Annotated in this window: 23 protein-coding genes; 3 read left to right on the forward strand and 20 right to left on the reverse strand. The window is 47.0% G+C overall.

Annotation, left to right across the window (positions count from 1 at the left end; all coding sequences use genetic code 11):
• Window positions 1-372: 372 nt before the first annotated feature.
• From spo0A to aroQ, 15 genes are all read right to left on the reverse strand, one after another.
• Window positions 373-1,086, reverse strand: a complete 714-nt coding sequence (spo0A, locus tag MUN34_RS09670; RefSeq protein ID WP_081776648.1) for a sporulation transcription factor Spo0A — start codon at window positions 1,084-1,086, stop codon at window positions 373-375.
• A 3-nt stretch (window positions 1,087-1,089) separates the two neighbouring features.
• Window positions 1,090-2,796 carry a DNA repair protein RecN gene (recN, locus tag MUN34_RS09675; RefSeq protein ID WP_026828903.1) on the reverse strand — a complete coding sequence of 569 codons (1,707 nt, stop codon included), beginning with the start codon at window positions 2,794-2,796 and terminating at the stop codon, window positions 1,090-1,092.
• Window positions 2,797-2,808: 12 nt separating this feature from the next.
• Window positions 2,809-3,258, reverse strand: coding sequence for a transcriptional regulator AhrC/ArgR (gene ahrC / locus MUN34_RS09680; protein ID WP_012369814.1), 450 nt, complete (start codon window positions 3,256-3,258; stop codon window positions 2,809-2,811).
• A gap of 142 nt (window positions 3,259-3,400) precedes the next feature.
• Window positions 3,401-4,207, reverse strand: coding sequence for a TlyA family RNA methyltransferase (locus MUN34_RS09685; protein WP_247857674.1), 807 nt, complete (start codon window positions 4,205-4,207; stop codon window positions 3,401-3,403).
• Window positions 4,208-4,213: 6 nt separating this feature from the next.
• Entirely contained in the window at window positions 4,214-6,100 is a 1,887-nt protein-coding gene (dxs, locus tag MUN34_RS09690) for a 1-deoxy-D-xylulose-5-phosphate synthase (protein ID WP_026828905.1), read from the reverse strand.
• A 120-nt stretch (window positions 6,101-6,220) separates the two neighbouring features.
• Window positions 6,221-7,090: a polyprenyl synthetase family protein gene (locus MUN34_RS09695; protein ID WP_247857675.1), complete on the reverse strand. Its 870-nt coding sequence runs from the start codon at window positions 7,088-7,090 to the stop codon at window positions 6,221-6,223.
• Window positions 7,087-7,308, reverse strand: coding sequence for an exodeoxyribonuclease VII small subunit (gene xseB, locus MUN34_RS09700; RefSeq protein ID WP_026828907.1), 222 nt, complete (start codon window positions 7,306-7,308; stop codon window positions 7,087-7,089). Before xseB ends, MUN34_RS09695 begins: the two co-directional genes overlap by 4 nt.
• A complete protein-coding gene (xseA, locus tag MUN34_RS09705; RefSeq protein WP_247857676.1) occupies window positions 7,286-8,629 on the reverse strand; it encodes an exodeoxyribonuclease VII large subunit in 1,344 nt (447 codons plus the stop codon). Before xseA ends, xseB begins: the two co-directional genes overlap by 23 nt.
• A complete protein-coding gene (gene folD / locus MUN34_RS09710) occupies window positions 8,626-9,459 on the reverse strand; it encodes a bifunctional methylenetetrahydrofolate dehydrogenase/methenyltetrahydrofolate cyclohydrolase FolD (RefSeq protein WP_247857677.1) in 834 nt (277 codons plus the stop codon). The genes xseA and folD overlap by 4 nt, the downstream gene beginning before the upstream one ends.
• 66 nt (window positions 9,460-9,525) lie before the next feature.
• Window positions 9,526-9,951, reverse strand: coding sequence for a transcription antitermination factor NusB (gene nusB / locus MUN34_RS09715; protein ID WP_081776651.1), 426 nt, complete (start codon window positions 9,949-9,951; stop codon window positions 9,526-9,528).
• Window positions 9,952-10,070: 119 nt separating this feature from the next.
• Window positions 10,071-11,423: an acetyl-CoA carboxylase biotin carboxylase subunit gene (gene accC, locus MUN34_RS09720; protein WP_034769968.1), complete on the reverse strand. Its 1,353-nt coding sequence runs from the start codon at window positions 11,421-11,423 to the stop codon at window positions 10,071-10,073.
• Between the two features lie 14 nt (window positions 11,424-11,437).
• A complete protein-coding gene (gene accB / locus MUN34_RS09725; protein ID WP_026828912.1) occupies window positions 11,438-11,893 on the reverse strand; it encodes an acetyl-CoA carboxylase biotin carboxyl carrier protein in 456 nt (151 codons plus the stop codon).
• A 179-nt stretch (window positions 11,894-12,072) separates the two neighbouring features.
• On the reverse strand, window positions 12,073-12,639 hold the full coding sequence (efp, locus tag MUN34_RS09730) for an elongation factor P (protein ID WP_012369804.1): 567 nt from the start codon (window positions 12,637-12,639) through the stop codon (window positions 12,073-12,075).
• Between the two features lie 34 nt (window positions 12,640-12,673).
• On the reverse strand, window positions 12,674-13,738 hold the full coding sequence (locus MUN34_RS09735; protein ID WP_247857678.1) for a M24 family metallopeptidase: 1,065 nt from the start codon (window positions 13,736-13,738) through the stop codon (window positions 12,674-12,676).
• Between the two features lie 18 nt (window positions 13,739-13,756).
• A complete protein-coding gene (gene aroQ, locus MUN34_RS09740) occupies window positions 13,757-14,179 on the reverse strand; it encodes a type II 3-dehydroquinate dehydratase (RefSeq protein WP_247857679.1) in 423 nt (140 codons plus the stop codon).
• Window positions 14,180-14,336: 157 nt separating this feature from the next.
• On the opposite strand from aroQ, the gene MUN34_RS09745 reads away from it, so the two are divergent.
• Together MUN34_RS09745 and MUN34_RS09750 are read left to right on the forward strand one after the other, a co-directional pair.
• Entirely contained in the window at window positions 14,337-15,269 is a 933-nt protein-coding gene (locus tag MUN34_RS09745; protein WP_026828916.1) for a DUF1385 domain-containing protein, read from the forward strand.
• A 20-nt stretch (window positions 15,270-15,289) separates the two neighbouring features.
• A complete protein-coding gene (locus tag MUN34_RS09750) occupies window positions 15,290-15,691 on the forward strand; it encodes an SA1362 family protein (RefSeq protein WP_026828917.1) in 402 nt (133 codons plus the stop codon).
• 200 nt (window positions 15,692-15,891) lie between these two features.
• Here MUN34_RS09750 and hpt read toward each other — a convergent pair whose 3' ends face one another.
• The 3 genes from hpt to MUN34_RS09765 all read right to left on the reverse strand — a co-directional run bounded on the left by hpt (window position 15,892) and on the right by MUN34_RS09765 (window position 17,841).
• The gene (hpt, locus tag MUN34_RS09755) at window positions 15,892-16,419 is read right to left on the reverse strand and encodes a hypoxanthine phosphoribosyltransferase (protein WP_026828918.1); all 528 of its coding nucleotides are present in this window, start codon (window positions 16,417-16,419) and stop codon (window positions 15,892-15,894) included.
• A 144-nt stretch (window positions 16,420-16,563) separates the two neighbouring features.
• Window positions 16,564-16,986: a transcriptional regulator MntR gene (mntR, locus tag MUN34_RS09760; protein ID WP_034770295.1), complete on the reverse strand. Its 423-nt coding sequence runs from the start codon at window positions 16,984-16,986 to the stop codon at window positions 16,564-16,566.
• A gap of 24 nt (window positions 16,987-17,010) precedes the next feature.
• Window positions 17,011-17,841, reverse strand: a complete 831-nt coding sequence (locus MUN34_RS09765) for a lipoate--protein ligase family protein (RefSeq protein ID WP_081776652.1) — start codon at window positions 17,839-17,841, stop codon at window positions 17,011-17,013.
• Window positions 17,842-17,980: 139 nt separating this feature from the next.
• On the opposite strand from MUN34_RS09765, the gene MUN34_RS09770 reads away from it, so the two are divergent.
• Complete coding sequence (locus tag MUN34_RS09770) at window positions 17,981-18,361, forward strand: rhodanese-like domain-containing protein (RefSeq protein ID WP_026828921.1); 381 nt, start codon at window positions 17,981-17,983, stop codon at window positions 18,359-18,361.
• 61 nt (window positions 18,362-18,422) lie between these two features.
• Here the strand turns inward: MUN34_RS09770 and gcvPB are convergent, their stop codons facing one another.
• On the reverse strand, window positions 18,423-19,901 hold the full coding sequence (gcvPB, locus tag MUN34_RS09775; RefSeq protein ID WP_247857680.1) for an aminomethyl-transferring glycine dehydrogenase subunit GcvPB: 1,479 nt from the start codon (window positions 19,899-19,901) through the stop codon (window positions 18,423-18,425).
• On the reverse strand, window positions 19,894-21,240 hold the full coding sequence (gene gcvPA / locus MUN34_RS09780; RefSeq protein WP_247857681.1) for an aminomethyl-transferring glycine dehydrogenase subunit GcvPA: 1,347 nt from the start codon (window positions 21,238-21,240) through the stop codon (window positions 19,894-19,896). Before gcvPA ends, gcvPB begins: the two co-directional genes overlap by 8 nt.

A 21,240-nucleotide genomic window follows, 5' to 3' on the forward strand; every position in this document is an offset into this window, starting at 1 on the left:
CTTGGACGTTTAATTTACGTTACCCTTCACTTTTCCCTTGCTTCGAAATCGTGAAGCTTCATACCCGTTTGAAATAACTTATCCAAAAAAGATATGAAATGCCTTGGTAAACACTCTACCAAGAGAATGTCGTCCATCATTCTTGAGCCGTTTACAGGTGGCGACCTGAGATGAAATTTGTTGAACGGTTTTCCGGGAACCAATTCGACTCGACGTTCATCTGACGTCTTTCCAAATCATTTGGTACCTTTATTATAACAAACATTTCAGTTTGTGCAACATTTATTTAGTGAATATTCAGTTTTTATTTGTACATCAAAAAAACAGGCTTATTCGGATGCTTTCATCCGTACAAACCTGATTCTCTCTACCTTAAGATCCGTTCATATGGTTTGACACATAAGAAATGAACTCGGAATTTTTGGGACTTTTCTGTTGTTCAATCCGTCCGTTGAATAAGGTATGTTCACTCATACCTTCTTTCCAAGCCGACTTAATCGCATGACGCATCGCCCGTTCGACACGCGAGGAGGTTGTTTGATGTTTTTTGGCAATCATCGGGTACAGCTCTTTTGTGATCAATCCCAATAAATCTTCTCGTTCCAGCACCATCAAGACTGCATCTTTTAAGTACGTGAACCCTTTGATATGCGGAGCAATCCCGATTTCCCGTAGCGTGGTACCGACTTTCGTTTCGACCGGTTCTATTTGGTTCGTCTGTACGCCATGAACGACCAGGCGTATTTTATTGACAAGTTGATCTAAACTAAACGGTTTTAATAAAAAGTAGGCAGCGCCCAGTGAAACCGCTTGTTGCGATACTTCATCTTTTCCGAACGCACTTAACATGATGACAGCCGGACTGCTTTCATGATTCATCAATGCCTCCAAGACCCCTAACCCATCAAGATGAGGCATGATGATATCTAATAATAGAACGTCCGTTTCGACATGTTCCAATTTCTCCAGACAACTCTCGCCATTGTATGCGACACACACTACTTCCATGTCGTCCTGGGCAGATAGATGTTGTCGAATCAATTCGACCATCTCTCGGTTATCATCTGCAATCCCAACTCTAATCAATTGTTACACCCCATTTTTAAGCGATTCCTTCATATGCATTGCCTGTTCCATCAGTTCTTCCGCATGACGCAATGTCAAGTCCGTCATATGTGTACCGGAAATCATCCGTCCCAGTTCATTTCCGCGTTCCGAGTCCGTCAGTACGTTGACCTGTGTCGTCGTCCGGTCCGTCTCTTCAATTTTGCGAATATACAAATGTTGATCCGCAATGGAAGCGACTTGAGGCAAGTGGGTGATACACAACACTTGACTGTCGATTGACAGACGATAAATCTTTTCCGCCATTGCTTGGGCGACACGTCCGGATACCCCTGTATCCACCTCATCAAAGATAATCGAGGCCACACCGACTGAACGTGAGAAAATCGATTTCAGTCCCAGCATGATACGCGACAATTCGCCGCCGGAAGCGACTTTCCCCAGAGACTTAAACGGTTCTCCGGCATTCGTCATGATATAGAACTCAACAAAATCGATTCCGTTTCTACGTAAAGTGGGTACCTTCCCATCCTGTAAAAAACGAATTTCAAACCGGGCTTTTTCCATATACAACTGACGTAGCTCGAGATGAATCGCTTCGCCTAAAAGATGCGCTGCTTTTCTCCGGACCTGGGACAACTCGCCACCGATTTCGAACAGTTCCGTTTCCAACTGTTCCACTTCTGTTTTCAGTTTCTCAATCCGCTCATCCCGATTCGTCATCGTATCCAGTTCCACACCGATTTTTTTCCCGTATGCGATGACTTCTTCAATCGTCGCCCCGTATTTTCGTTTCAATTGTTGGAATACTGACAGACGAAGTTCGATTTCATCAAGCCGATTCGAATCAAACTCCAATGTTTCGAGTTGATCACGGACCGCATACCCGACTTCCTCTAGCGCATAAAACGCATTCGCCAGTGTATCACTTTGACCAGAAAACTCATCATCGATACTTGATGCCTGCTGAAGCTCACGCATCGCATCTCCTACGGAATCAATACCGCGTCGTTCATCATGCAACGCATCGTAAGCCGCACTGAGAGAGGCGTGAAGTTTTTCGAAGTTCGCCAACCGGTTTCGTTCACTCAACAACTCTTCTTCTTCTCCTTTTCGGAGTTTCGCACTGTCGATTTCTTCCGTTTGAAAAGACAACAAATCGATGCGTTGAGCTAATTCCTGCTCGCTTTGCGCCAACGCTTGTAAGGCATCGCGTTTTTCTTCATACTGCTGAAAACGTTCCTGATACCGTTCGAGAATCGGAGAAATCGTCGCATGTCCGAAATCATCCAAAATCGTTTGATGATACGTACTTTCCATCAAATGTTGATGTTCATGCTGACCATGCAGGTCGACAAGTGCTCGTCCGAATTCCCGCAAGATCGTCAACGTGACTAATTTATGGTTGACGCGACAGACACTTTTCCCGGAAGCAAACAAATCACGTCGTAAAATGATCATGCCGTCTTCCATGTCGATCCCGTACTCTTCGGCTAACGTGTATGCCATGTGACCGTCTTCAATCATGAAGAGACCTTCTAATTCAGCCTTGTCCTCACCATACCGAACAAATTCAGCTGATCCGCGACCACCAATCAGTAATCCAATCGCATCCAGCACGATCGATTTGCCGGCTCCTGTCTCTCCGGTCAAGACCGTCATACCTTTTTTAAAATCAATCTGTAGCTGGTCAATGATTGCAAATTGTTTTATCGATAGTTCAGCTAACATCATGTCAACTCCTTACAACATTCCTAAAATACGTTCGGTCACTTCCGTTGCTGCTTCTTCGTTTCGTGTAATCATTAGTATCGTATCATCTCCACAGACCGTACCGAGCAACTCCGGCCAATTTAAATGATCCAGGAGGACGCCTAATGCGTTGGCATTCCCTGGTAAGACATGCATGACAATCAAATTTTGAGCAGAATCAATCGAGATGAAGCTATCTCCGAGTAATCGGCGTAACTTTCCAAGTGGATTGAATCGCTGATCAGCAGGCAAACTGTATTTATATCTTCCATCATTTAACGGTACTTTTACGAGATGGAGTTCTTTAATGTCTCGAGAGACGGTAGCCTGCGTTACTTTATACCCTGCATTTCGAAGTTCCTCGACCAGTTCATCCTGTGTTTCGATTTCTGACTGCGTAATGATTTCCCGAATCTTGATTAACCGTTGCCCCTTTGTCATCCTTGCACCTCACAGTTTTTCTTCACTGATACTATTGTAATCCAATAATTCGATAAAAGTCCATGCTTGCCCTATTCATTCCTGCCAAATCAAAAACAGACCCCATCATCTTTGAAGGAGCCTGCTTGGAAATCAATTGGTCTTACAACGCGGCATGTGCCAGGCGAACCGTTTCAAGTGGATCAACCGCCTCTTCCATTCCTGGTGTCTTGAGTTGAGCATGTAAAAGAAATTCAATATTGCCTTCACCACCCGTGATCGGTGAAAAATCTAATTGTTTGACGTAAAACCCTTCTCGGACAAAGAAATCAACCATCTCTTTGAGTACCCGATCGTGAATCCGTTCATCCCGAACAATCCCTTTTTTACCGACATCATCCCGCCCCGCTTCAAACTGTGGTTTGACGAGCGCAATGACATCCCCCTCCTGAGCTAGAATGGCTTTTAAGGGCGGAAGGATTAATCGGAGCGAAATGAAGGAGACATCAATGGTCGCAAAACTTGGCTGAATCGAAAACATGTCTGGTGTCGCATGGCGGAAATTTGTTTTCTCCATTGCCGTCACACGATCGTCCGAACGTAATTTCCAGTCCAGTTGATTTGACCCGACATCAAGCGCATACATATGTGCAGCTCCATTTTGTAAGGCGCAATCCGTGAACCCGCCTGTTGAAGAGCCGATATCAAGACCAATCCGTCCGGACACATCGATATCGAATACAGCAAGTGCTTTCTCCATCTTATATCCACCACGACCGACATATGGCATGACCTGACCTTTAACCGTCAAATCAATGTCTGATTTTACTTTTTCACCGGCTTTTTCCAATCGTTCTGTTCCACTGAATACAAGACCTGCCATAATGGTCCGTTTTGCTTTTTCACGTGTTTCACATAGACCGCGCTCGACGAGTAAGACGTCGAGGCGGATTTTTTTTACAGTTTCCATGAATCGTTACACACTCTGTTTCTTTCCTTGATTGACAAACGAGCGAACTTCTTCCGCAATCTGTCCAGGTAATAATCCGATTTCTTCTAACAATTCGTTGACGCCGCCGTGTTCGATATACCAATCCGGAATACCAAATCGTTTGACGCGCGGGAAGGCTTCCTGTTCATTGGCATGTTCGAGAACAGCTGAACCGAATCCACCTTTAAGCACCGCTTCTTCAAGCGTTACAAGCGGAATTCCTTCTGCATATAAAGCAGTCAACATTTTTTCATCCAGTGGTTTGATCGTCCGGGCATTGATGACCCGTACCGATAACTCGCCTTCAAGAAGTTCCGCGATTTTCAGGGCGTCTTGCACTTGTGGACCAAATGCCATGATGGCGACATCCGTTCCTTCACGTTCCACGTCCCATGTATCAAGCGAAATCTCACGGAGTGTCTCATCCATTGGAACACCGATTCCTTCTCCACGCGGGAAACGGACAGCAATCGGTCCTTCGTATTTAACAGCCGAATAGAGAAGATGTTGTAGTTCATTCTCATCCTTCGCCATGACAATCCGAATATTCGGCACGTGACGCATGAAGGCGATATCAAAGACACCTTGGTGTGTCTCACCATCAGCACCCACAAGACCAGAACGGTCGATTGTAAACGTGACATCCAGGTTCTGACGCGCAACGTCATGAACGAGTTGGTCATATGCGCGCTGGAAGAAGGTCGAGTAAATCGATACGACTGGCTTCATCCCTTGTGTTGCCTGACCCGCAGCAAACGTCACGGCATGTTGTTCCGCGATTCCGACATCAAACATCCGCTCCGGGAATTCTTTTTCAAAACAATCCAGTTTCGATCCAACACTCATTGCCGGCGTAATCAGTGTCAGCTTTTCATCCTCACGGGCCATCTTCGTCAACGTATCTGCTACTGTAAACGAATAGCTTGGTGCTTTTGATTTCCCTTTGATGACTTCACCCGACTCGATTTTGTACGGTCCAAGACCATGCCATGTACCGATCCCGTCGTATTCTGCCGGACGGTAGCCTTTTCCTTTTTTCGTGATGACATGAAGCAGGACAGGTCCCTCTTCTTTCTTCACATAATTCAGCTGTTCAATTAAATCGGTCAAATCATGACCATCGACTGGTCCGTAATAATTGAAACCGAGTTCTTCAAAGAACATGCCGGGAACAAGTGCTCCTTTGACAGCTTCTTTAATTTTCTCTCCGCCTTTTTCAAGCTTTCCGCCGATTAAAGGAATTTTTTTAATCAATGTTTCCAGCTCATCTTGTGCATAACGGACTTTGCGGGAAGAACGGATTCTACCTAACATCTGATGCATCGCCCCGACATTCGGTGCAATTGACATCTCATTGTCGTTTAAGATGACGATGACGTTTTGTTGCTCCGCACCGATATGGTTCAATGCTTCGAGTGCCATTCCGCCTGTCAATGCACCATCCCCGATGATGGCAATCGCCCGGTCATCGTTTCCTTTTAATTCATTTGATACAGCAATCCCCATCGCTGCCGAAAGTGAAGTCGAGCTGTGTCCAGTTTCCCAGACATCATGGACGCTCTCGTTGCGTTTCGGGAACCCACACAACCCTTTATGTTGCCGTAACGTATCAAACTGACCTGCCCGTCCTGTCAGAATTTTATGCACGTATGCTTGGTGTCCGACATCCCAGACGAATTTATCGTTTGGACTGTCAAATTCACGGTGAAGCGCCAACGTCAGTTCAACGACACCTAAATTCGGTGCCAAATGCCCACCTGTTGTTGCTAGTTCTTCAATCAAAAAGCGTCGGATGTCGCCTGCGAACAGTTCTAATTCCGAGACTGACATACGCTTTAAAAATGACGGATCCTGTATCTCTGTCAACTTCATACCTTACCGCCTCTTTCCCTTGCATTCTTATATGGTTTGTACCCTACATTGTACTAGAACAATCTTGCGAATGCCACATTCCCGGCGCATAAAAAAAGACGGCATACTACGCCGCCTCTCTTAATGGTCACGCTTGACGACGAAGTCGAGCAAATCCTTAAGCGGTGCCGCTTCGACGGAAAGAGCTTCGATTGCTTCATTTGCTGCCGTCACTTGGGCTGCAAGTGCCCGTTCCGCTCCGTCAAGACCTAGTAGTTTTGGATAAGTTGCTTTGTCATTTCCTTCATCACTGCCAACCGGTTTTCCGATTTTATCAGCGTCTCCGGTCACGTCCAAGATGTCGTCTTGAATCTGAAACGCGATCCCCAGATGAAGACCATACCGTTTCAAATGTTCGAGATCCTCATCCGCGACTCCGGCTAAAATACCGCCTGCTTCGACCGCAAAAATCAGCAGCGCTCCCGTTTTCCGACGGTGAATCGACTCGAGTTCCTCCGCGTCATTGATTCCTCCACGCTCACCCAGCATGTCGTCTAATTGACCGCCGACCATTCCGGCTGCACCTGCCGCTGTTGCGAGTCGCTCGAGCAATTTCACTTTGACTTCTGCTGTCGCCTTGGTCTCGAGTAAACATGTAAAGGCATTCGTGAGTAACGCATCTCCAGCGAGAATCGCAGTCGCTTCATCAAATTGAATATGATTCGTCGGACGTCCGCGTCGCATGTCATCATCATCCATCGCCGGTAAATCATCATGAATCAACGAATATGTATGAATCATCTCAAGGGCTGCTGCCGTAGCGTCACCCATCTTGCGGTCGATCCCATACGCATCAAGGACAGCATAAATCAATGCTGGCCGGACACGCTTTCCGCCTGCATCAAGCGAATAACGCATGGCTTCCCGTAGACGTTCTGGTGCTTCTAGACGAGTCATGAATGTTTCCAGTGCTTGTTCCACTTGCGTTTTCCACTCTGTTAAGACAATCATTGTGATCCCCCTTTTTCACGTAACGTGCCGTCTTGTTCCAAGATTTGATCCAACCGTTGTTCTGCCGTCGACAGTTTCCCTTGACAGAGTGCCGTCAATTTGACACCTTCCTCGTACAAATTCATCGCTTGTTCAAGCGGTGCTTCACCCGCTTCCAGTAATTCGACGATTTCTTCCAACCGCTCTAAAGCTGCTTCAAAGGATTGTTCTGTTTCCATCTTCTTCATCCTCTCGTTTCGCTAGGATACTCCCGTCATGAAACTGAACCCGGAAGGTCTGATCTGACAATTCTGCTACGGAGCGGACGAGTCGTCCATCCTGCTCGACGTATGTATATCCACGAAGCATGACTTGCGTCGGACTGACCGAGTCGAGACGGGCAATCATTTGATGGAGCCGATCCTGCTTCGAGCGAATAATGGTGTGAATCCGTTCCAGTTGTTTTCGTGTCCGAATCAATTGGCGCTTTTGTTCTGCCAGACGTTCTTGCATCGCGATCCGTGCGAAACGGTTCACCTGATCGGTCAACGCTTGTTGTTTCGTCTGCAACACTTGCTTCCCGATTCGATGAAGTCCCATCTCTGCCCGGTCCAGCCGTTCTTGTTTTAAACCTAACAAGACCCGAGGAGATTTCAATCCGTAACTTGTTGCCAACCGGTTGACTTGATCTTTACGTTCGTTGATGTACTGAGCGTAATGCCGTTTCAATCTTCGATTCAGCTCATTGAGACGCTTCTCGAGTTCTACTGCCTCAGGCGTCACGAGTTCTGCCGCGGCTGTTGGTGTCGCCGCCCGGACATCAGCAACAAAATCAGCAATCGTAAAGTCTGTTTCATGACCGACCGCTGACACAATCGGAATCCGCGACTGATGAATCGCCGTCACAACCGACATTTCGTTGAACGCCCACAGTTCCTCGATTGATCCGCCCCCCCGACCGATAATCATCACATCACACGCTTGATGTTCATTCATTGCTTCAATGGCACGGACGATTTGGGGTGCTGCGTCTTTTCCCTGGACCAGCACAGGCGCAAAGACGATGGCGGCTTGCGGATAACGCCGACGTAACGTCGTCGCGATGTCATGCAAGGCTGCCCCCTTCGGTGATGTCACGATTCCGATTTTTTGCGGGAATGCCGGCAACGGCAGTTTCTGCTCCGACTCAAACCAGCCTCGGGCTTCGACATCCTCTTTCAATCGGACATAGGCTTCGTAGAGGGCGCCTACGCCGTCTTCCATCATCCGTTCGACGTAGAGTTGCATCTCACCCGATGCGACATATACTGAAATCCGCGCCGTTATGATGACGCGTGCACCGTCCCGGATGTCCGTTTTGACACGGGCGGCATCGCGGGCGAACATAACGGCTTTCATCCGCGACTGTTCGTCTTTCAACGTAAAATAAAGGTGACCGGAAGAGTGTCGTTTAAAGTTCGACACTTCTCCCACCACCTGAACTTGTTGGAGCAACGAGTCATTCTCGAGTTCCCGCTTCACGTAATGGACGAGTTCGGAAACCTGAAGAGGATTCGTCATTTCGCCGCCTCAATCGTATTATGAAGCAACATTGTAATCGTCATCGGTCCGACCCCACCTGGAACTGGTGTAATCATCGAGGCGACCTCTTTCACAGCTTCAAATTCGACATCTCCGACCAACTTCCCGTCTACCCGGTTGACACCGACATCGATGACAACGGCATCCGGTTTGACCATGTCGGCCGTAATCAGTTTTGGTACACCGACAGCGACAATCAAAATGTCCGCCTGACGGGTCATGGCACCGAGATCAGCAGTTTTCGAGTGACAATACGTCACCGTCGCCGATTCATTTAAGAACAGTATGCCGACCGGCTTTCCAACAATTTGACTTCGACCGACGACAACAACATGGCGACCGGCAATCGGTACGTTCATTTCCTTGACGAGGTGAAGAATTCCGTTTGGTGTACACGGCAAGAAGGTCGGTTCACCAATCATCATTTTCCCGACTGAGACAGGATGAAATCCATCGACATCTTTTTCCGGTGAAATGGCGAAGATGACCTTACTCTCATCAATATGCTTTGGCAAAGGCAATTGAACCAAAATACCGTGTACGCTTGCATCGGCATTTAAACGTTCGATCAAGTGAAGCAATTCCGATTCCTTCGTCTCTTCTGATAGTCGAATCAAGTCAGAATCCATCCCAATCTCTTGTGCCGCTTTTTCTTTACCACGGACATACGATTGGCTGGCTGGATCTTCCCCAATTAAGATGACGGTCAGCTTCGGTTGAATACGTTGTTCTTTCAGACGTGCGACTTCTTCTTTCAGTTTCAAACGATACGATTGTGCGACTTGTTTCCCATCGATTACGACTGCCATGATTTTGTCCACTCCCCAAAAAATATTCACTTCACTCTTTGCCTGATCAAACTTCTCTGTTTAAGTTCAGTTGCTTTGCGGATTTTCTTTCAAACCGTTTTGTTCCACCTCTTGTGCTACTTTTCCTAACACACCGTTGACGATTTTTGTTGCTTCTTCGTCGGCAAAAGCTTTTGTTAATTCAATCGCTTCATTGATCGTTACACGGACTGGAATTTTAGCTTCAAATAACAGTTCATAAACCGCAAGACGAAGAATCGTCCGTTCGATGTTTCCAAGACGTTCAAATGACCAGTTCACGAGCGCGGCACGCAACTTTTGATCAATTTCTGGTTTATTGGCTTCGACACCCTCGACCAATTGTGTAACAAACGTATCATATTCTTTACCTTCTACTGCGAATTCAATGGCTTCTTGGGCAGACAGATCCGAGAGTTCCATTTGGAACAAAGACTGTACTGCAAGTTCGCGCGCCATATGTCTTTTCATCATGATTTTACGTGCTCCTTTTTTTATCGTTCTCAATCAATTAGTTTAGCACATTCTTTTTTCAAAAAACATAGAGAACGGCAAAAAGACGGGAGTTAAATACAATCGACTCCCGCCCACGATCACTTCACGATTTCTGCTTTTAGTTCACGCTCTGTAAATTTCGTCGTAAACGTTCCACGACGGAATACGGGATGTGCCAAGACTTTTTGATGGAACGGAATCGTCGTTTTGACACCTTCGATCCAAAACTCGGACAGTGCTCGCTCCATCTTCGCACATGCTTCTTCACGTGTTTCGGCATGAACAATCAGTTTTGCGACCATTGAATCATAGTACGGGGGAATCATATATCCCGGATACACTGCGCTATCGATTCGGACGCCCATTCCTCCTGGCGCAACGTATTGGGTGACTCGTCCGGCGTGCGGACGGAAATCGTGATCCGGATCTTCTGCATTGATCCGGCATTCAATCGAATGCCCACGGAATTCAATATCCTGTTGCTGAACAGCCAATGGATGATCTAGCGCCACCTGGAGCTGGGCCTGGACAAGATCGAATCCCGTAATCATTTCCGTCACCGGATGTTCAACCTGGATCCGCGTATTCATTTCCATGAAGAAAAATTCTTCCGTCTCTTCAACAAAGATGAATTCGATCGTCCCGGCTCCCGTATAGTCAATCGCCTTCGCCGCTTTGACCGCCGCTTCCCCCATCTTCAAACGTGTTTCAGGACTAACAGCCGGCGATGGTGCTTCCTCAATCAATTTTTGCATCCGTCGTTGGACGGTACAATCGCGTTCCCCAAGATGAATCACGTTTCCGTGACGATCGGCAAGTACTTGGACTTCGACATGACGGAACTCTTCGATAAAGCGTTCGAGATACACTTCGCTGTTGCCGAATGCCTGTTTCGCCTCACGGCGTGTTTCATCCAGACCGGTCACGAGTTCTTCCTGTGAACGGGCGACACGAATGCCTCGTCCACCTCCGCCGGCAGTCGCTTTGATGATGACGGGGTAGCCGATTTCTTCGGCTAACTGTAATGCTTCATCATCTGTAACCGTCCCGTCAGAACCCGGTACGACAGGTACACCGCAGGCAATCATCGTTTGTTTCGCAACATCCTTGATTCCCATCTGACGGATGGCGGCTGATGTCGGTCCAACGAACTTGATGCCGCATGCTTCACACATCTCGGCAAAATCAACATTCTCCGCTAGGAATCCGTAGCCCGGATGGATCATCGTGACGTTCCGATTAGTCGCAACGGCCAGGATATTCGTGACATTCAAGTAGGAAGCAGTCGAACTGACATCTCCGATACAATATGCCTCATCTGCTAAACGGACATGCAGCGCATCACGGTCCGCAGTCGAATAAACAGCAACCGTCTGAATTCCGAGTTCTTTTGCCGCTCGAATGATTCGGACCGCAATCTCGCCTCTGTTCGCTATTAAAAGTTTTTCCATTGCCATCACCCCGCTCAAGGACGAATCCGGAAGAGTGGTTGTCCGAATTCAACAAGGTCTCCATCTGCGACGAGAATTTCGACGACTGTTCCGGCTACTTCCGAGTTCAGATTATTAAATAGTTTCATTGCTTCTAGCACACAGACAATTTGACCGACTTCGATTTGATCGCCGACTTTGACGAAAGACGGTTTGTCCGGATTCGGACGTGAATAAAACGTTCCGACCATCAATGCATTAATGGTCACCGTATCTGCTTCGGTATTTGGTTCTTCCGTTGCGGATTCCGTGACGGCTACTGGAGCTTGCGGCGCTGGTGCTGCCACCGGAGCCGGTGCTTGATGGGAAACAACGATGTTATCATTTTGTTTTTTTAATTTTAACTTATACGTGTCGGTTTCAAGAGAAAGTTCATTGACACTCGATTGGTCCAACATTTCGAGTACTTGCTTCAACTGATCGATTTTCATTTTTCTTCATCCCCTATCTCAACATTCACCTTTATTATTATACTTTAATATTATACCAGGTGCTAATGCCTACTCAAATACTAATATTAACTGGTCATACCAAAGGACGCAAGTCAAGACAAGAGGAAAAAACGCCTATCCACCCAAGACGAGGATGAATAGACGTTTCGAAAGTTTGATTATCCGTTGTAACGCCCTGTGAAATCACCAGTACGTGTATCAACTGTTACTTTTTCTCCTGCTTCGATGAAGAGTGGCACATGGATGATATGTCCCGTCTCAACTGTTGCATTTTTCTTGACGTTTGATGCTGTATCGCCTTTGACACCAGGCTCTGCCTCAACAATTGTCATGACGATCGTATTCGGAAGCTCGATTCCGAGGACTTCGCCGTTGTAGATCGCAATTTGAACCTCCATGTTTTCAAGAAGGAACGGGAGTGCCGCTTCGACTTGAGCCGTTGTCAATTCGAGTTGCTCGTATGATTCTGTATCCATGAAGACATATGTTTCACCCATCGGATAAAGGTATTGCATTTTGTTCCGTTCGATGTGGGCACGTTCGACACGTTCGCCACCACGGAATGTCATTTCTTGAATGTTTCCGTTTCGGATGTTACGCATTTTTGTCCGCACGAATGCTGCACCTTTACCTGGTTTAACATGTTGGAATTCAAGGACCTGCCAAATCATTCCGTCTGATGTTTTAATTGTAAGTCCTGTTTTTAAATCGTTTACTGATACCATGAAAAGTTCCTCCTAAATGTTGATCTTGCCGTTTTTACAGTGTGATGAGTTCTTTTGGTGAAGACGAAAGAATTTCACGCCCTGATTCGGTGATCAAGACGTCATCTTCAATCCGACATCCTCCGACTTGCGGTACGTAAATTCCCGGTTCAACCGTAACAATCATACCAGGTTGCAGTTTCGTTTCAGAACGGAACGATAATCCTGGTCCTTCATGTACTTCTAACCCAATTCCATGACCCGTCGAATGACCGAAATATTCCCCATATCCTGCATCCTTGATGATGTCACGTGTCAACGCGTCCGCTTCGATTCCCGTGATTCCTGGACGTAATCCGTCAACGCCTGCGAGTTGCGCTTGAAGGACGGTATCGTAAATCTTCTGCAGCTCTGGACTGATTGGTCCGATGGCAACAGTACGCGTAATGTCCGAGACGTATCCGTTCAGAAGCGCACCAAAATCAAGCGTCACGAGTTCACCTGACTGAATCACTTTCGAACTGGCGACACCGTGCGGTAACGCCGAACGATAACCAGATGCAACAATCGTATCGAATGACGAAGACGTCGCACCTTGTTTACGCATGAAGAATTCGAGTTCGTTCGAGACTTCCAGTTCTGTCCGACCAGCTTGAATATACGTCAAGATGTGGTGGAACGTCGCATCTGCTAAATCCACCGCTTCCTTAATCATCTTAATCTCTGATGAATCCTTAATCAAGCGTAGGTTTTCAACGATTCCTGTCGTCGGAACCAATTCCACAGCGGATGCCTGATCGAATGCTTCGAATGAGCCAAGTGTCATCGCATCTTTTTCGACACCGACTGCACGCACACGGGCCCCGGCCATCAATTCACCCATCGTTTCCGGAATCGATCGTTCAATCTGAACGATTTCCATTCCCTTTACTTGGTCAGCTGCTTGTTCCGTATAACGGAAATCCGTTACAAAATAAGCTTGTTCCGCCGTCACGAGACATGCGCCACTCGAACCGGTGAATCCAGAAATATACCGGATATTTTCTGCCTTCGTGACGAGAAGACCTGGTAAATCACGTTCCTTGAGAGCCGTTTGGAGTGCTTCGATACGATGTTTCATGTCTGTTTCCCCCTTTTATTATGTAGACGGTTGAATCAATGCCTCGACCGCGAGCAGATACCCCGTCATCCCTAAGCCGCTGATGACACCTCGGCAAACCGGTGCAAGCATCGAATGATGCCGAAATGCTTCACGTGCATGAACGTTTGATAAATGAACTTCAATCGTCGGTACGTCAATTGCCGCAATCGCATCACGCAACGCAATACTCGTATGCGTGTAAGCCGCCGCATTCAAGACGATCCCGTCATATCCGCGTGCTCCATGTAAATAATCGATCAATTCCCCCTCATGGTTCGACTGGGCAAATTGAAAATCAATGTCCTTAAAACGAGTTTTGATCAGACCTTCCAAATCCGATAAAGTTTGCGTCCCATATGTATCCGGTTCCCGTGTCCCAAGCAAATTCAAGTTCGGTCCATTCAAGACTAATATCCGCATTTCATCACCTCCAGATTGTCTTTGTCATTGTATCATAAGTCGTTTTCCGTCTCCTAAATTTTCGACCGGCATCGACAGCTGAGCATAGTGTTTTTTTCCTAAATCGAGTAAAATAACGGTACACGATATTTTATTTGAAGATGGGATGCGTTGCTCTATGAAAACTGCTCAAGCGCCCGTCGGTGGACAAGCCATCGTCGAAGGTGTCATGTTCCAAAATGCTACACATGCCGTCTCAGCCATTCGTCGAAATGACGATACGATCGAAACGTTTGAACAAAAAAAACCGATTCGACCACGGATCGCCGTCGGTAAAAAAATCCCTTTGATCCGCGGGCTGTTCGCTTTGGTCGAATCTTCAGCAAACGGAGCAAGTCATATGAACTTTGCCAGTGACCGGTACGGTGTCAAACCGGGTGAAGAAGAGCCCGAAGATGCTTCCCAAGGACAATTGACGAAATGGCTCGGCGTCGCCGTACTCGGTGTCTTGTCGTTCTTTTTCGGAAAATTGTTATTCACGTTATTACCTGCTTTTCTTGCCTCACTTTTCAGCTACTTCCCGGCGTTATCCGGACATTTGGTTCAAAACGTGCTGGAAGCCTTAATCAAGTTGACCTTGCTGTTCAGTTATCTCTATCTGATTTCCTTGACCCCACTCGTCAAACGGCTGTTTCAATATCATGGTGCGGAACATAAAGTCATCAACTGTGTCGAGAGCGGGCAGGCATTGACGGTCGAAAATGTCCGGACAAGCAGCCGCCTGCATTACCGGTGTGGTTCGAGTTTCTTGATTTTCACTGTCATCGTCGGATTTTTCGTTTATTTAATCGTACCGACTGATCCATTATGGTTACGTCTCGTTTGTCGGATTGCGTTATTGCCTGTCGTCATCGGTCTTTCGTTTGAAGTTTTACAATTAACAAATAAAGCGCAAAACATTAAAGGGTTACGCGTCATCGCCTTACCCGGCCTGTGGTTACAGTACTTGACGACGAAAGAACCGGATGATTCTCAAATCGAGGTTGCGATTTACGCGTTTGAAGCACTCGAAAAACAGGAACATAACCTACATGAGAATGCACTTGGTTAATTGATAACAGGGGTGATAATATGATTAGACAACGGATTGGCTCTACATTCGCACTTGTCGTGTTACTGTTTGCGTTCGTCGGCTTTGGATATAAGCTAGCTAATGATCCCGGTAGTCTGTTTTCACAATTACTGTTTTTTGCGATTACAGCTGGAATCATCTTCTTGCTGTTTAAATTTTTAACACGAAACAGCGTCAGCAGCGGTACGAACTCACAATATCGGAAATCTGTTGCTCAGTCTAAAAAAATGCATGCCAAGAACAATCCTCCTCCCCGTCGGACAGATATTAAGAAGAAACCGGTTAAAACGACAAAAACGGCCACTTCTAATAAAGTCCGTCCCCTTCGCGACCGATCAAAAGCACCACATTTGACTGTCATTGAAGGGAAAAAAGGCAAAAAGAAAAAACGTGCTTTTTAAACACATCAACAGTAGCTGTGTGCCGATGAGGCCACACAGCTACTGTTTTTTTAACTAAATTTAGCGAGAATTCCCCCACCTCTAAGTGTCTCAGGGTGGGAACGACCCGATGAGCTTGGTAAATAATCGTAGCTAGTAAAAGTACGGTCTTCCCAAGAAGCGCCCACTTCAATTTGCGCAGCAAATAAGTGGTGAGTAGTTCACTCCGTCTCGACCCAACCAACGTATGGCAGGTTCCGGTATTCTTCGGCACAGTCAATTCCATAACCGACTACAAAATAATCAGGAATCTCAAATCCGACATAATCTGCGTCTAACGGCACTTCCCGTCGTGCAGGCTTGTCGAGTAACGTACAAATCTTCAGGACACCCGGTTTATGCAGTTTCATGTGTTCACATAAAAAACTTAATGTATGCCCGGTATCGATGATATCCTCGACGACGACAACATACTTCCCTTCGACATCAAGGTCCAGGTCTTTTTTAAGCTGAACGCGTCCTGACGAAACCGTTTTGGCGCCATACGAAGAACAGGCGACTGTATCGATTTGGACACTTCCTTTGATTTCGCGCATCAAATCGGCAGCAAACACCATCGAACCTTTCAATACGACGACTAAAACAATTTGGCGTCCTGCCGCATCACGTTCGATTGCAGCGGCAAGCTCTTTTACTTTTAACGCAAGCTCTGACTCCGATATTAACTTTTCTTTAATCACGATTTCCATAACCGGATGGATACCCATCCGTCACCCCCTTCGATGATTTCACGGTCAGTATAGCATATCCGACCCCCATTAACCGTACTATAACGATATTTCATTATAAAACGTTCGTCTTTTAAGGTAAATGAGATAAAAAAACAAGTACACTCATTCTTCTGGGTGTACTTGCTGATGTTTTTGAAATTCTGCTTGTAATTCTGGACGTTCGGCAAAAAACTGAATCATCCCGTTGATTTTATCGAGTGCTTCAATACTGATATGATGCTCGATCCCTTCAACATCTTTGTAAATCAAAGATTCATCCACTCCGACGAGACGCAGAAAATCTTCTAACAACGCATGACGTTCGACAAGACGTTTTCCGATTTTCCGTCCTTTTGCCGTCAACATTAATCCGCGGTATTTTTCATACACGAGGTATTCTTCCCGGTCCAACTTCTGCACCATCTTTGTCACAGACGATGGATGAACACCTAACAGTTCTGCAATATCGGATACACGGGCATATCCTTTTTCTTCAATCAAAATATAGATTTGTTCTAAATAATCTTCCATGCTCGGAGTCGGCACGACATCACCTTCCAATCCATCTCTTTAGCGCTTCCAGTTCCATTCTTCACTACGGTACTTCTCTGCCAACCGCTCAATTTCCTGCCATTGATGCGCTGTGAACTCTAGAGGTGTGAAGGTCAATTGAAGTGCATCTTCAAACCCTTTTAAAAATGCGACACGGACTTCATCGAATGAGACAGAACGTCCTGCAAGCTCATTCAAGGCAACCGCTTTTCCGGAAAATCGTGCTTTCATCCGTTCACGCATTGTTTCGTCTTCATACATAAAACAATCAAACAATTCCCCTTCATCGACAGACAGCGGCACAGAACCATGTTGCAACACGACGCCTTGATGACGAACTTGTGCACTTCCGGCCACTTTCCGTTTTCCGACCGCAAGTTCGTAGTACGATGCGGCATCAAAACAGACGGCAGACTTCGGTTTTCGCAATTCTTCCTTTTCTTCTTCTGTCATCGGTACCGAAAATTCAACAGGAATACCTAAATGATGATACCCTTTACGGATTCCTTCTGTCAGCATCCGGTAACTTTCAATGACGGTTTTCGGGACGCCTTCCATCTGTTCAGGAAGAATCACGCTGTATGTCAATTCATCTGCATGTAAGACAGCTCGTCCCCCGGTCATCCGACGAACGATCGGAATACCCAGTGCTTCAATCCGTTTTCGATCAATATCGTTTGTCGCCCGTTGAAAATGACCGACACTTAATCCTCTTGGTTCCCACGAATAAAAACGAAGCGTCGGCGCCACTTCGCCGCGACCGACAAAACCGATTAAGGCTTCGTCAATCGCCATATTTAATGCCGGTTCCATTCTTTCCGTCGTCAATACTTGCCACTCTCTGATCAAGTGAACACCCCCAGAAACGTTTCCGTATTAGTGTATCAGACCCTTTCTATCCTGCGCAACGACGAGTCGATTGCCGAAATCGATTTCGTTTACTATAATGGTAAAGATGTTATATGAACGAAGGGGTTGGAACTTAGATATGGAAATCAGTACAATCATCACGATCGTCTTATGGGTAGCCTTGATTGCTTATATCGTATGGCGCTTCATGCCGGTGAAAGGAATCACGAAGCTCTCACAAGATGAATTCCGGGCAAACTACCGGAAAGCACAAATTGTGGATGTTCGCGAGACACAAGAATTCAAAGGTGGTCACATCATCGGAGCGCGTAACATACCGGTCAGTCAGATGAAAATGCGTTCTAAAGAATTACGTAAGGACATGCCGATTTATTTATACTGCCAAGGCAACATGCGTTCATCACAAGCGGCCAAAGTCTTGAAAAAAGCCGGTTATACGAACTTGTATCAACTCAAAGGCGGATTCAAGCAATGGACTGGAAAAGTCAAACGCAGCTGATTCCTTTTACTTCATAATAAAAAACCATCCCCGTCAACTGAGACGCGGGATGGTTTTTTGTTTAGACGTGAACTTCTTGTTTCGGCTGGTAACGTAAAATCGGCTTACGTGCTGCCAATGTCTCGTCCATTCGTTTGACGACCGTCGTATGCGGTGCGTTCAAGACGACGTCCGGCGTCTCTTCGACTTCTTTGGCGATTTGGAGCATCGCATCACAAAATGCATCAAGCGTCTCCTTCGATTCTGTTTCCGTTGGTTCGATCATGATACACTCTTCCACATTCAACGGGAAGTAAATCGTCGGTGGATGGTATCCAAAGTCAAGCAGACGTTTGGCGATATCGAGCGTCCGTACACCAAGTGCTTTTTGACGGCGTCCCGATAAAACAAACTCGTGTTTGCAATAGACATCATAAGGAGCATCATATGCGCCCTTCAGACGTGCCAACATGTAATTGGCATTCAAGACGGCTTCTTTTGAAACGCGGGCAAGCCCTGCGCCTCCCATCGTACGGATATAACTGTAGGCCCGGACGTTGATGCCGAAGTTTCCATAAAACGGCTTGACGCGGCCGATTGATTCCGGACGATCGTAATCGAGGACAAACCCGTCTTCTGTCTTAGCAACAATCGGTTTTGGCAGATATGGAATCAAGTCTTGTTTGACACCGACCGGACCTGAACCCGGACCGCCGCCTCCGTGAGGACCCGTAAACGTCTTATGGAGATTCAAGTGGACGACATCAAAGCCCATGTCTCCCGGACGCGCAATTCCCATAATCGCGTTTGAGTTCGCGCCATCGTAATACAGCTTCCCGCCGGCTTCGTGGACCGCTTTCGCAATCTCCACGATATCCGATTCGAACAAGCCGAGTGTATTCGGGTTCGTCAGCATCAATGCTGCCGTGTCTTCTCCGACTTTACTCTTTAAGTCAGCTAAATCCACTAATCCACGCTCGTCAGATAAGACGGTCACCGTATCAAAACCGGCGACAGATGCCGATGCCGGATTTGTTCCGTGGGCTGAGTCTGGAACCAGGACCTTCGTCCGTTTAAAGTCTCCCCGCGCATGATGATACGCTTTGATTAACATTAACCCCGTCCACTCACCGTGTGCTCCCGCTGCTGGTTGCAACGTTACTTCATCCATACCAGTAATGACCGCAAGTTTCTCTTGTAAGTCGTACATCAGCCCAAGAGCACCTTGTACGCTCTCAACCGGTTGCAACGGGTGGATATGGGCAAATCCCGGGAGACGCGCCATATCTTCATTGATTTTCGGATTGTATTTCATCGTACAGGAACCAAGCGGATAAAAACCGGAATCGACTCCGTGATTTCGGTTCGAAAGGGCCGTATAGTGACGGACAAGATCCAGTTCCGATACTTCCGGCAACTCCACATCCTCTTGGCGTAACAAATGCGCAGGCAACAATTCTTCCGCCGCTACTTCGTCGACCGTCGGAAGCGGTAAACTATAGGCGACACGACCGGCTTTTGAGATTTCAAAAATCAATGTCTGTTCACTAGTTTTATGCATGAGTCAGTCCTCCTAACGCAGTCACGAATTGATCCAATTCTTCTTTTGTCCGTAGTTCAGTCGCACAAACGAGCATTTGGTTTCTCCGGCTTTCGTCGAACGTACCAAGCGGCAGTCCACCGATGATTCCGGCTTGTAATAACTGTTTGCTTGCTTCTGTCGCATCGATTGGCAATTCAACGACAAATTCATTGAAGCTCGGACCGTCGTCAACGATGTGGAAACCGGCTTTCACCAATGATTTTTTCAACGCATATGCTGTCTGAAGATTACGGGTTGCCAGTTCACGGATTCCGCGTTTCCCGAGTGCACTCATTGCGATGGATGCAGCCAAAGCGTTTAATGCCTGGTTCGAACAGATATTCGAAGTCGCTTTATCACGACGGATGTGTTGTTCACGTGCTTGTAACGTCAGGACGAACCCGCGTTTTCCGTCTTCATCGACTGTCTGACCGACAAGACGTCCCGGAATTTTTCGCATCAAGGCTTTTGTCGTCGTGAAGTATCCACACGTCGGTCCACCGAAGCTCTGCGGAATGCCGAACGGTTGGCAGTCCCCGATCGTAATGTCGGCGCAGAGCTTACCAGGCGCCTCTAACAAACCGAGCGCAAGCGGATTGGCCGAGACAATGAATAGACCGCCTTTCGCATGTGTCGCGTCGGCCAGTGCCTGTAAGTCTTCGACACGTCCATAGAAGTTCGGATACTGTACGATGACGCAGGCGACATCATCCAGTGCATCCAGGTTCGCAATCGCCGTTTCCCCATTCACGAGCGGTAGTGTCTCGACTTCAAGTCCGGGACCGTTTGCATATGTCCGTACGACATCGTGCGCTTCCGGATGGACGCCATCCGAGAGAACGATTGTTTTTTTCTTCTTGTGGGCACAGGCAAGCATCGCCGCTTCAGCCAGTGCGGTGATCCCGTCGTACATGGAAGAGTTCGCGACATCCATTCCCGTCAGTTCACAAATCATCGTTTGGTACTCAAAGATTGCCTGCAGCTCCCCCTGCGAAATTTCAGGCTGATACGGCGTGTACGCCGTGTAGAACTCAGACCGGAGTAACATATGATTCACGACAGCCGGTGCATAGTGGTCATAAATGCCGGCACCGAGGAACGACGGATACTGCTTCGTATTCATGTTTTGATCGGCAAGTTTCGAGAGCGTTCGAATCAAGTCAGTTTCCGGTAACGGAATGCCCACTTCTTCCAACGTCCCTTGGTCGCGTACACTTGCCGGAATATCGGCAAGCAGGTCTTCAATCGAGTCTGCACCAATCGTCTGTAACATTTCTTTTTCATCTTCTTGCGTCATCGGTAAATAACGAAAATCCAT

It is taken from the genome of Exiguobacterium sp. 17-1 (genome assembly GCF_023096305.1).
Lineage (GTDB): Bacteria > Bacillota > Bacilli > Exiguobacteriales > Exiguobacteriaceae > Exiguobacterium_A > Exiguobacterium_A sibiricum_A.

Bases quoted from the DNA above. Each gene is read 5' to 3' on its own strand.
- recN (WP_026828903.1), bottom strand. From the start codon at position 2,796: ATGTTAGCTGAACTATCGATAAAACAATTTGCAATCATTGACCAGCTA.
- ahrC (WP_012369814.1), bottom strand. From the start codon at position 3,258: ATGACAAAGGGGCAACGGTTAATCAAGATTCGGGAAATCATTACGCAG.
- MUN34_RS09685 (WP_247857674.1), bottom strand. From the start codon at position 4,207: ATGGAAACTGTAAAAAAAATCCGCCTCGACGTCTTACTCGTCGAGCGC.
- dxs (WP_026828905.1), bottom strand. From the start codon at position 6,100: ATGAAGTTGACAGAGATACAGGATCCGTCATTTTTAAAGCGTATGTCA.
- MUN34_RS09695 (WP_247857675.1), bottom strand. From the start codon at position 7,090: ATGATTGTCTTAACAGAGTGGAAAACGCAAGTGGAACAAGCACTGGAA.
- xseB (WP_026828907.1), bottom strand. From the start codon at position 7,308: ATGGAAACAGAACAATCCTTTGAAGCAGCTTTAGAGCGGTTGGAAGAA.
- xseA (WP_247857676.1), bottom strand. From the start codon at position 8,629: ATGACGAATCCTCTTCAGGTTTCCGAACTCGTCCATTACGTGAAGCGG.
- folD (WP_247857677.1), bottom strand. From the start codon at position 9,459: ATGGCAGTCGTAATCGATGGGAAACAAGTCGCACAATCGTATCGTTTG.
- nusB (WP_081776651.1), bottom strand. From the start codon at position 9,951: ATGATGAAAAGACATATGGCGCGCGAACTTGCAGTACAGTCTTTGTTC.
- accC (WP_034769968.1), bottom strand. From the start codon at position 11,423: ATGGAAAAACTTTTAATAGCGAACAGAGGCGAGATTGCGGTCCGAATC.
- accB (WP_026828912.1), bottom strand. From the start codon at position 11,893: ATGAAAATCGATCAGTTGAAGCAAGTACTCGAAATGTTGGACCAATCG.
- efp (WP_012369804.1), bottom strand. From the start codon at position 12,639: ATGGTATCAGTAAACGATTTAAAAACAGGACTTACAATTAAAACATCA.
- MUN34_RS09735 (WP_247857678.1), bottom strand. From the start codon at position 13,738: ATGAAACATCGTATCGAAGCACTCCAAACGGCTCTCAAGGAACGTGAT.
- aroQ (WP_247857679.1), bottom strand. From the start codon at position 14,179: ATGCGGATATTAGTCTTGAATGGACCGAACTTGAATTTGCTTGGGACA.
- MUN34_RS09745 (WP_026828916.1), top strand. From the start codon at position 14,337: ATGAAAACTGCTCAAGCGCCCGTCGGTGGACAAGCCATCGTCGAAGGT.
- MUN34_RS09750 (WP_026828917.1), top strand. From the start codon at position 15,290: ATGATTAGACAACGGATTGGCTCTACATTCGCACTTGTCGTGTTACTG.
- hpt (WP_026828918.1), bottom strand. From the start codon at position 16,419: ATGGAAATCGTGATTAAAGAAAAGTTAATATCGGAGTCAGAGCTTGCG.
- MUN34_RS09770 (WP_026828921.1), top strand. From the start codon at position 17,981: ATGGAAATCAGTACAATCATCACGATCGTCTTATGGGTAGCCTTGATT.
- gcvPB (WP_247857680.1), bottom strand. From the start codon at position 19,901: ATGCATAAAACTAGTGAACAGACATTGATTTTTGAAATCTCAAAAGCC.
- gcvPA (WP_247857681.1), bottom strand. From the start codon at position 21,240: ATGGATTTTCGTTATTTACCGATGACGCAAGAAGATGAAAAAGAAATG.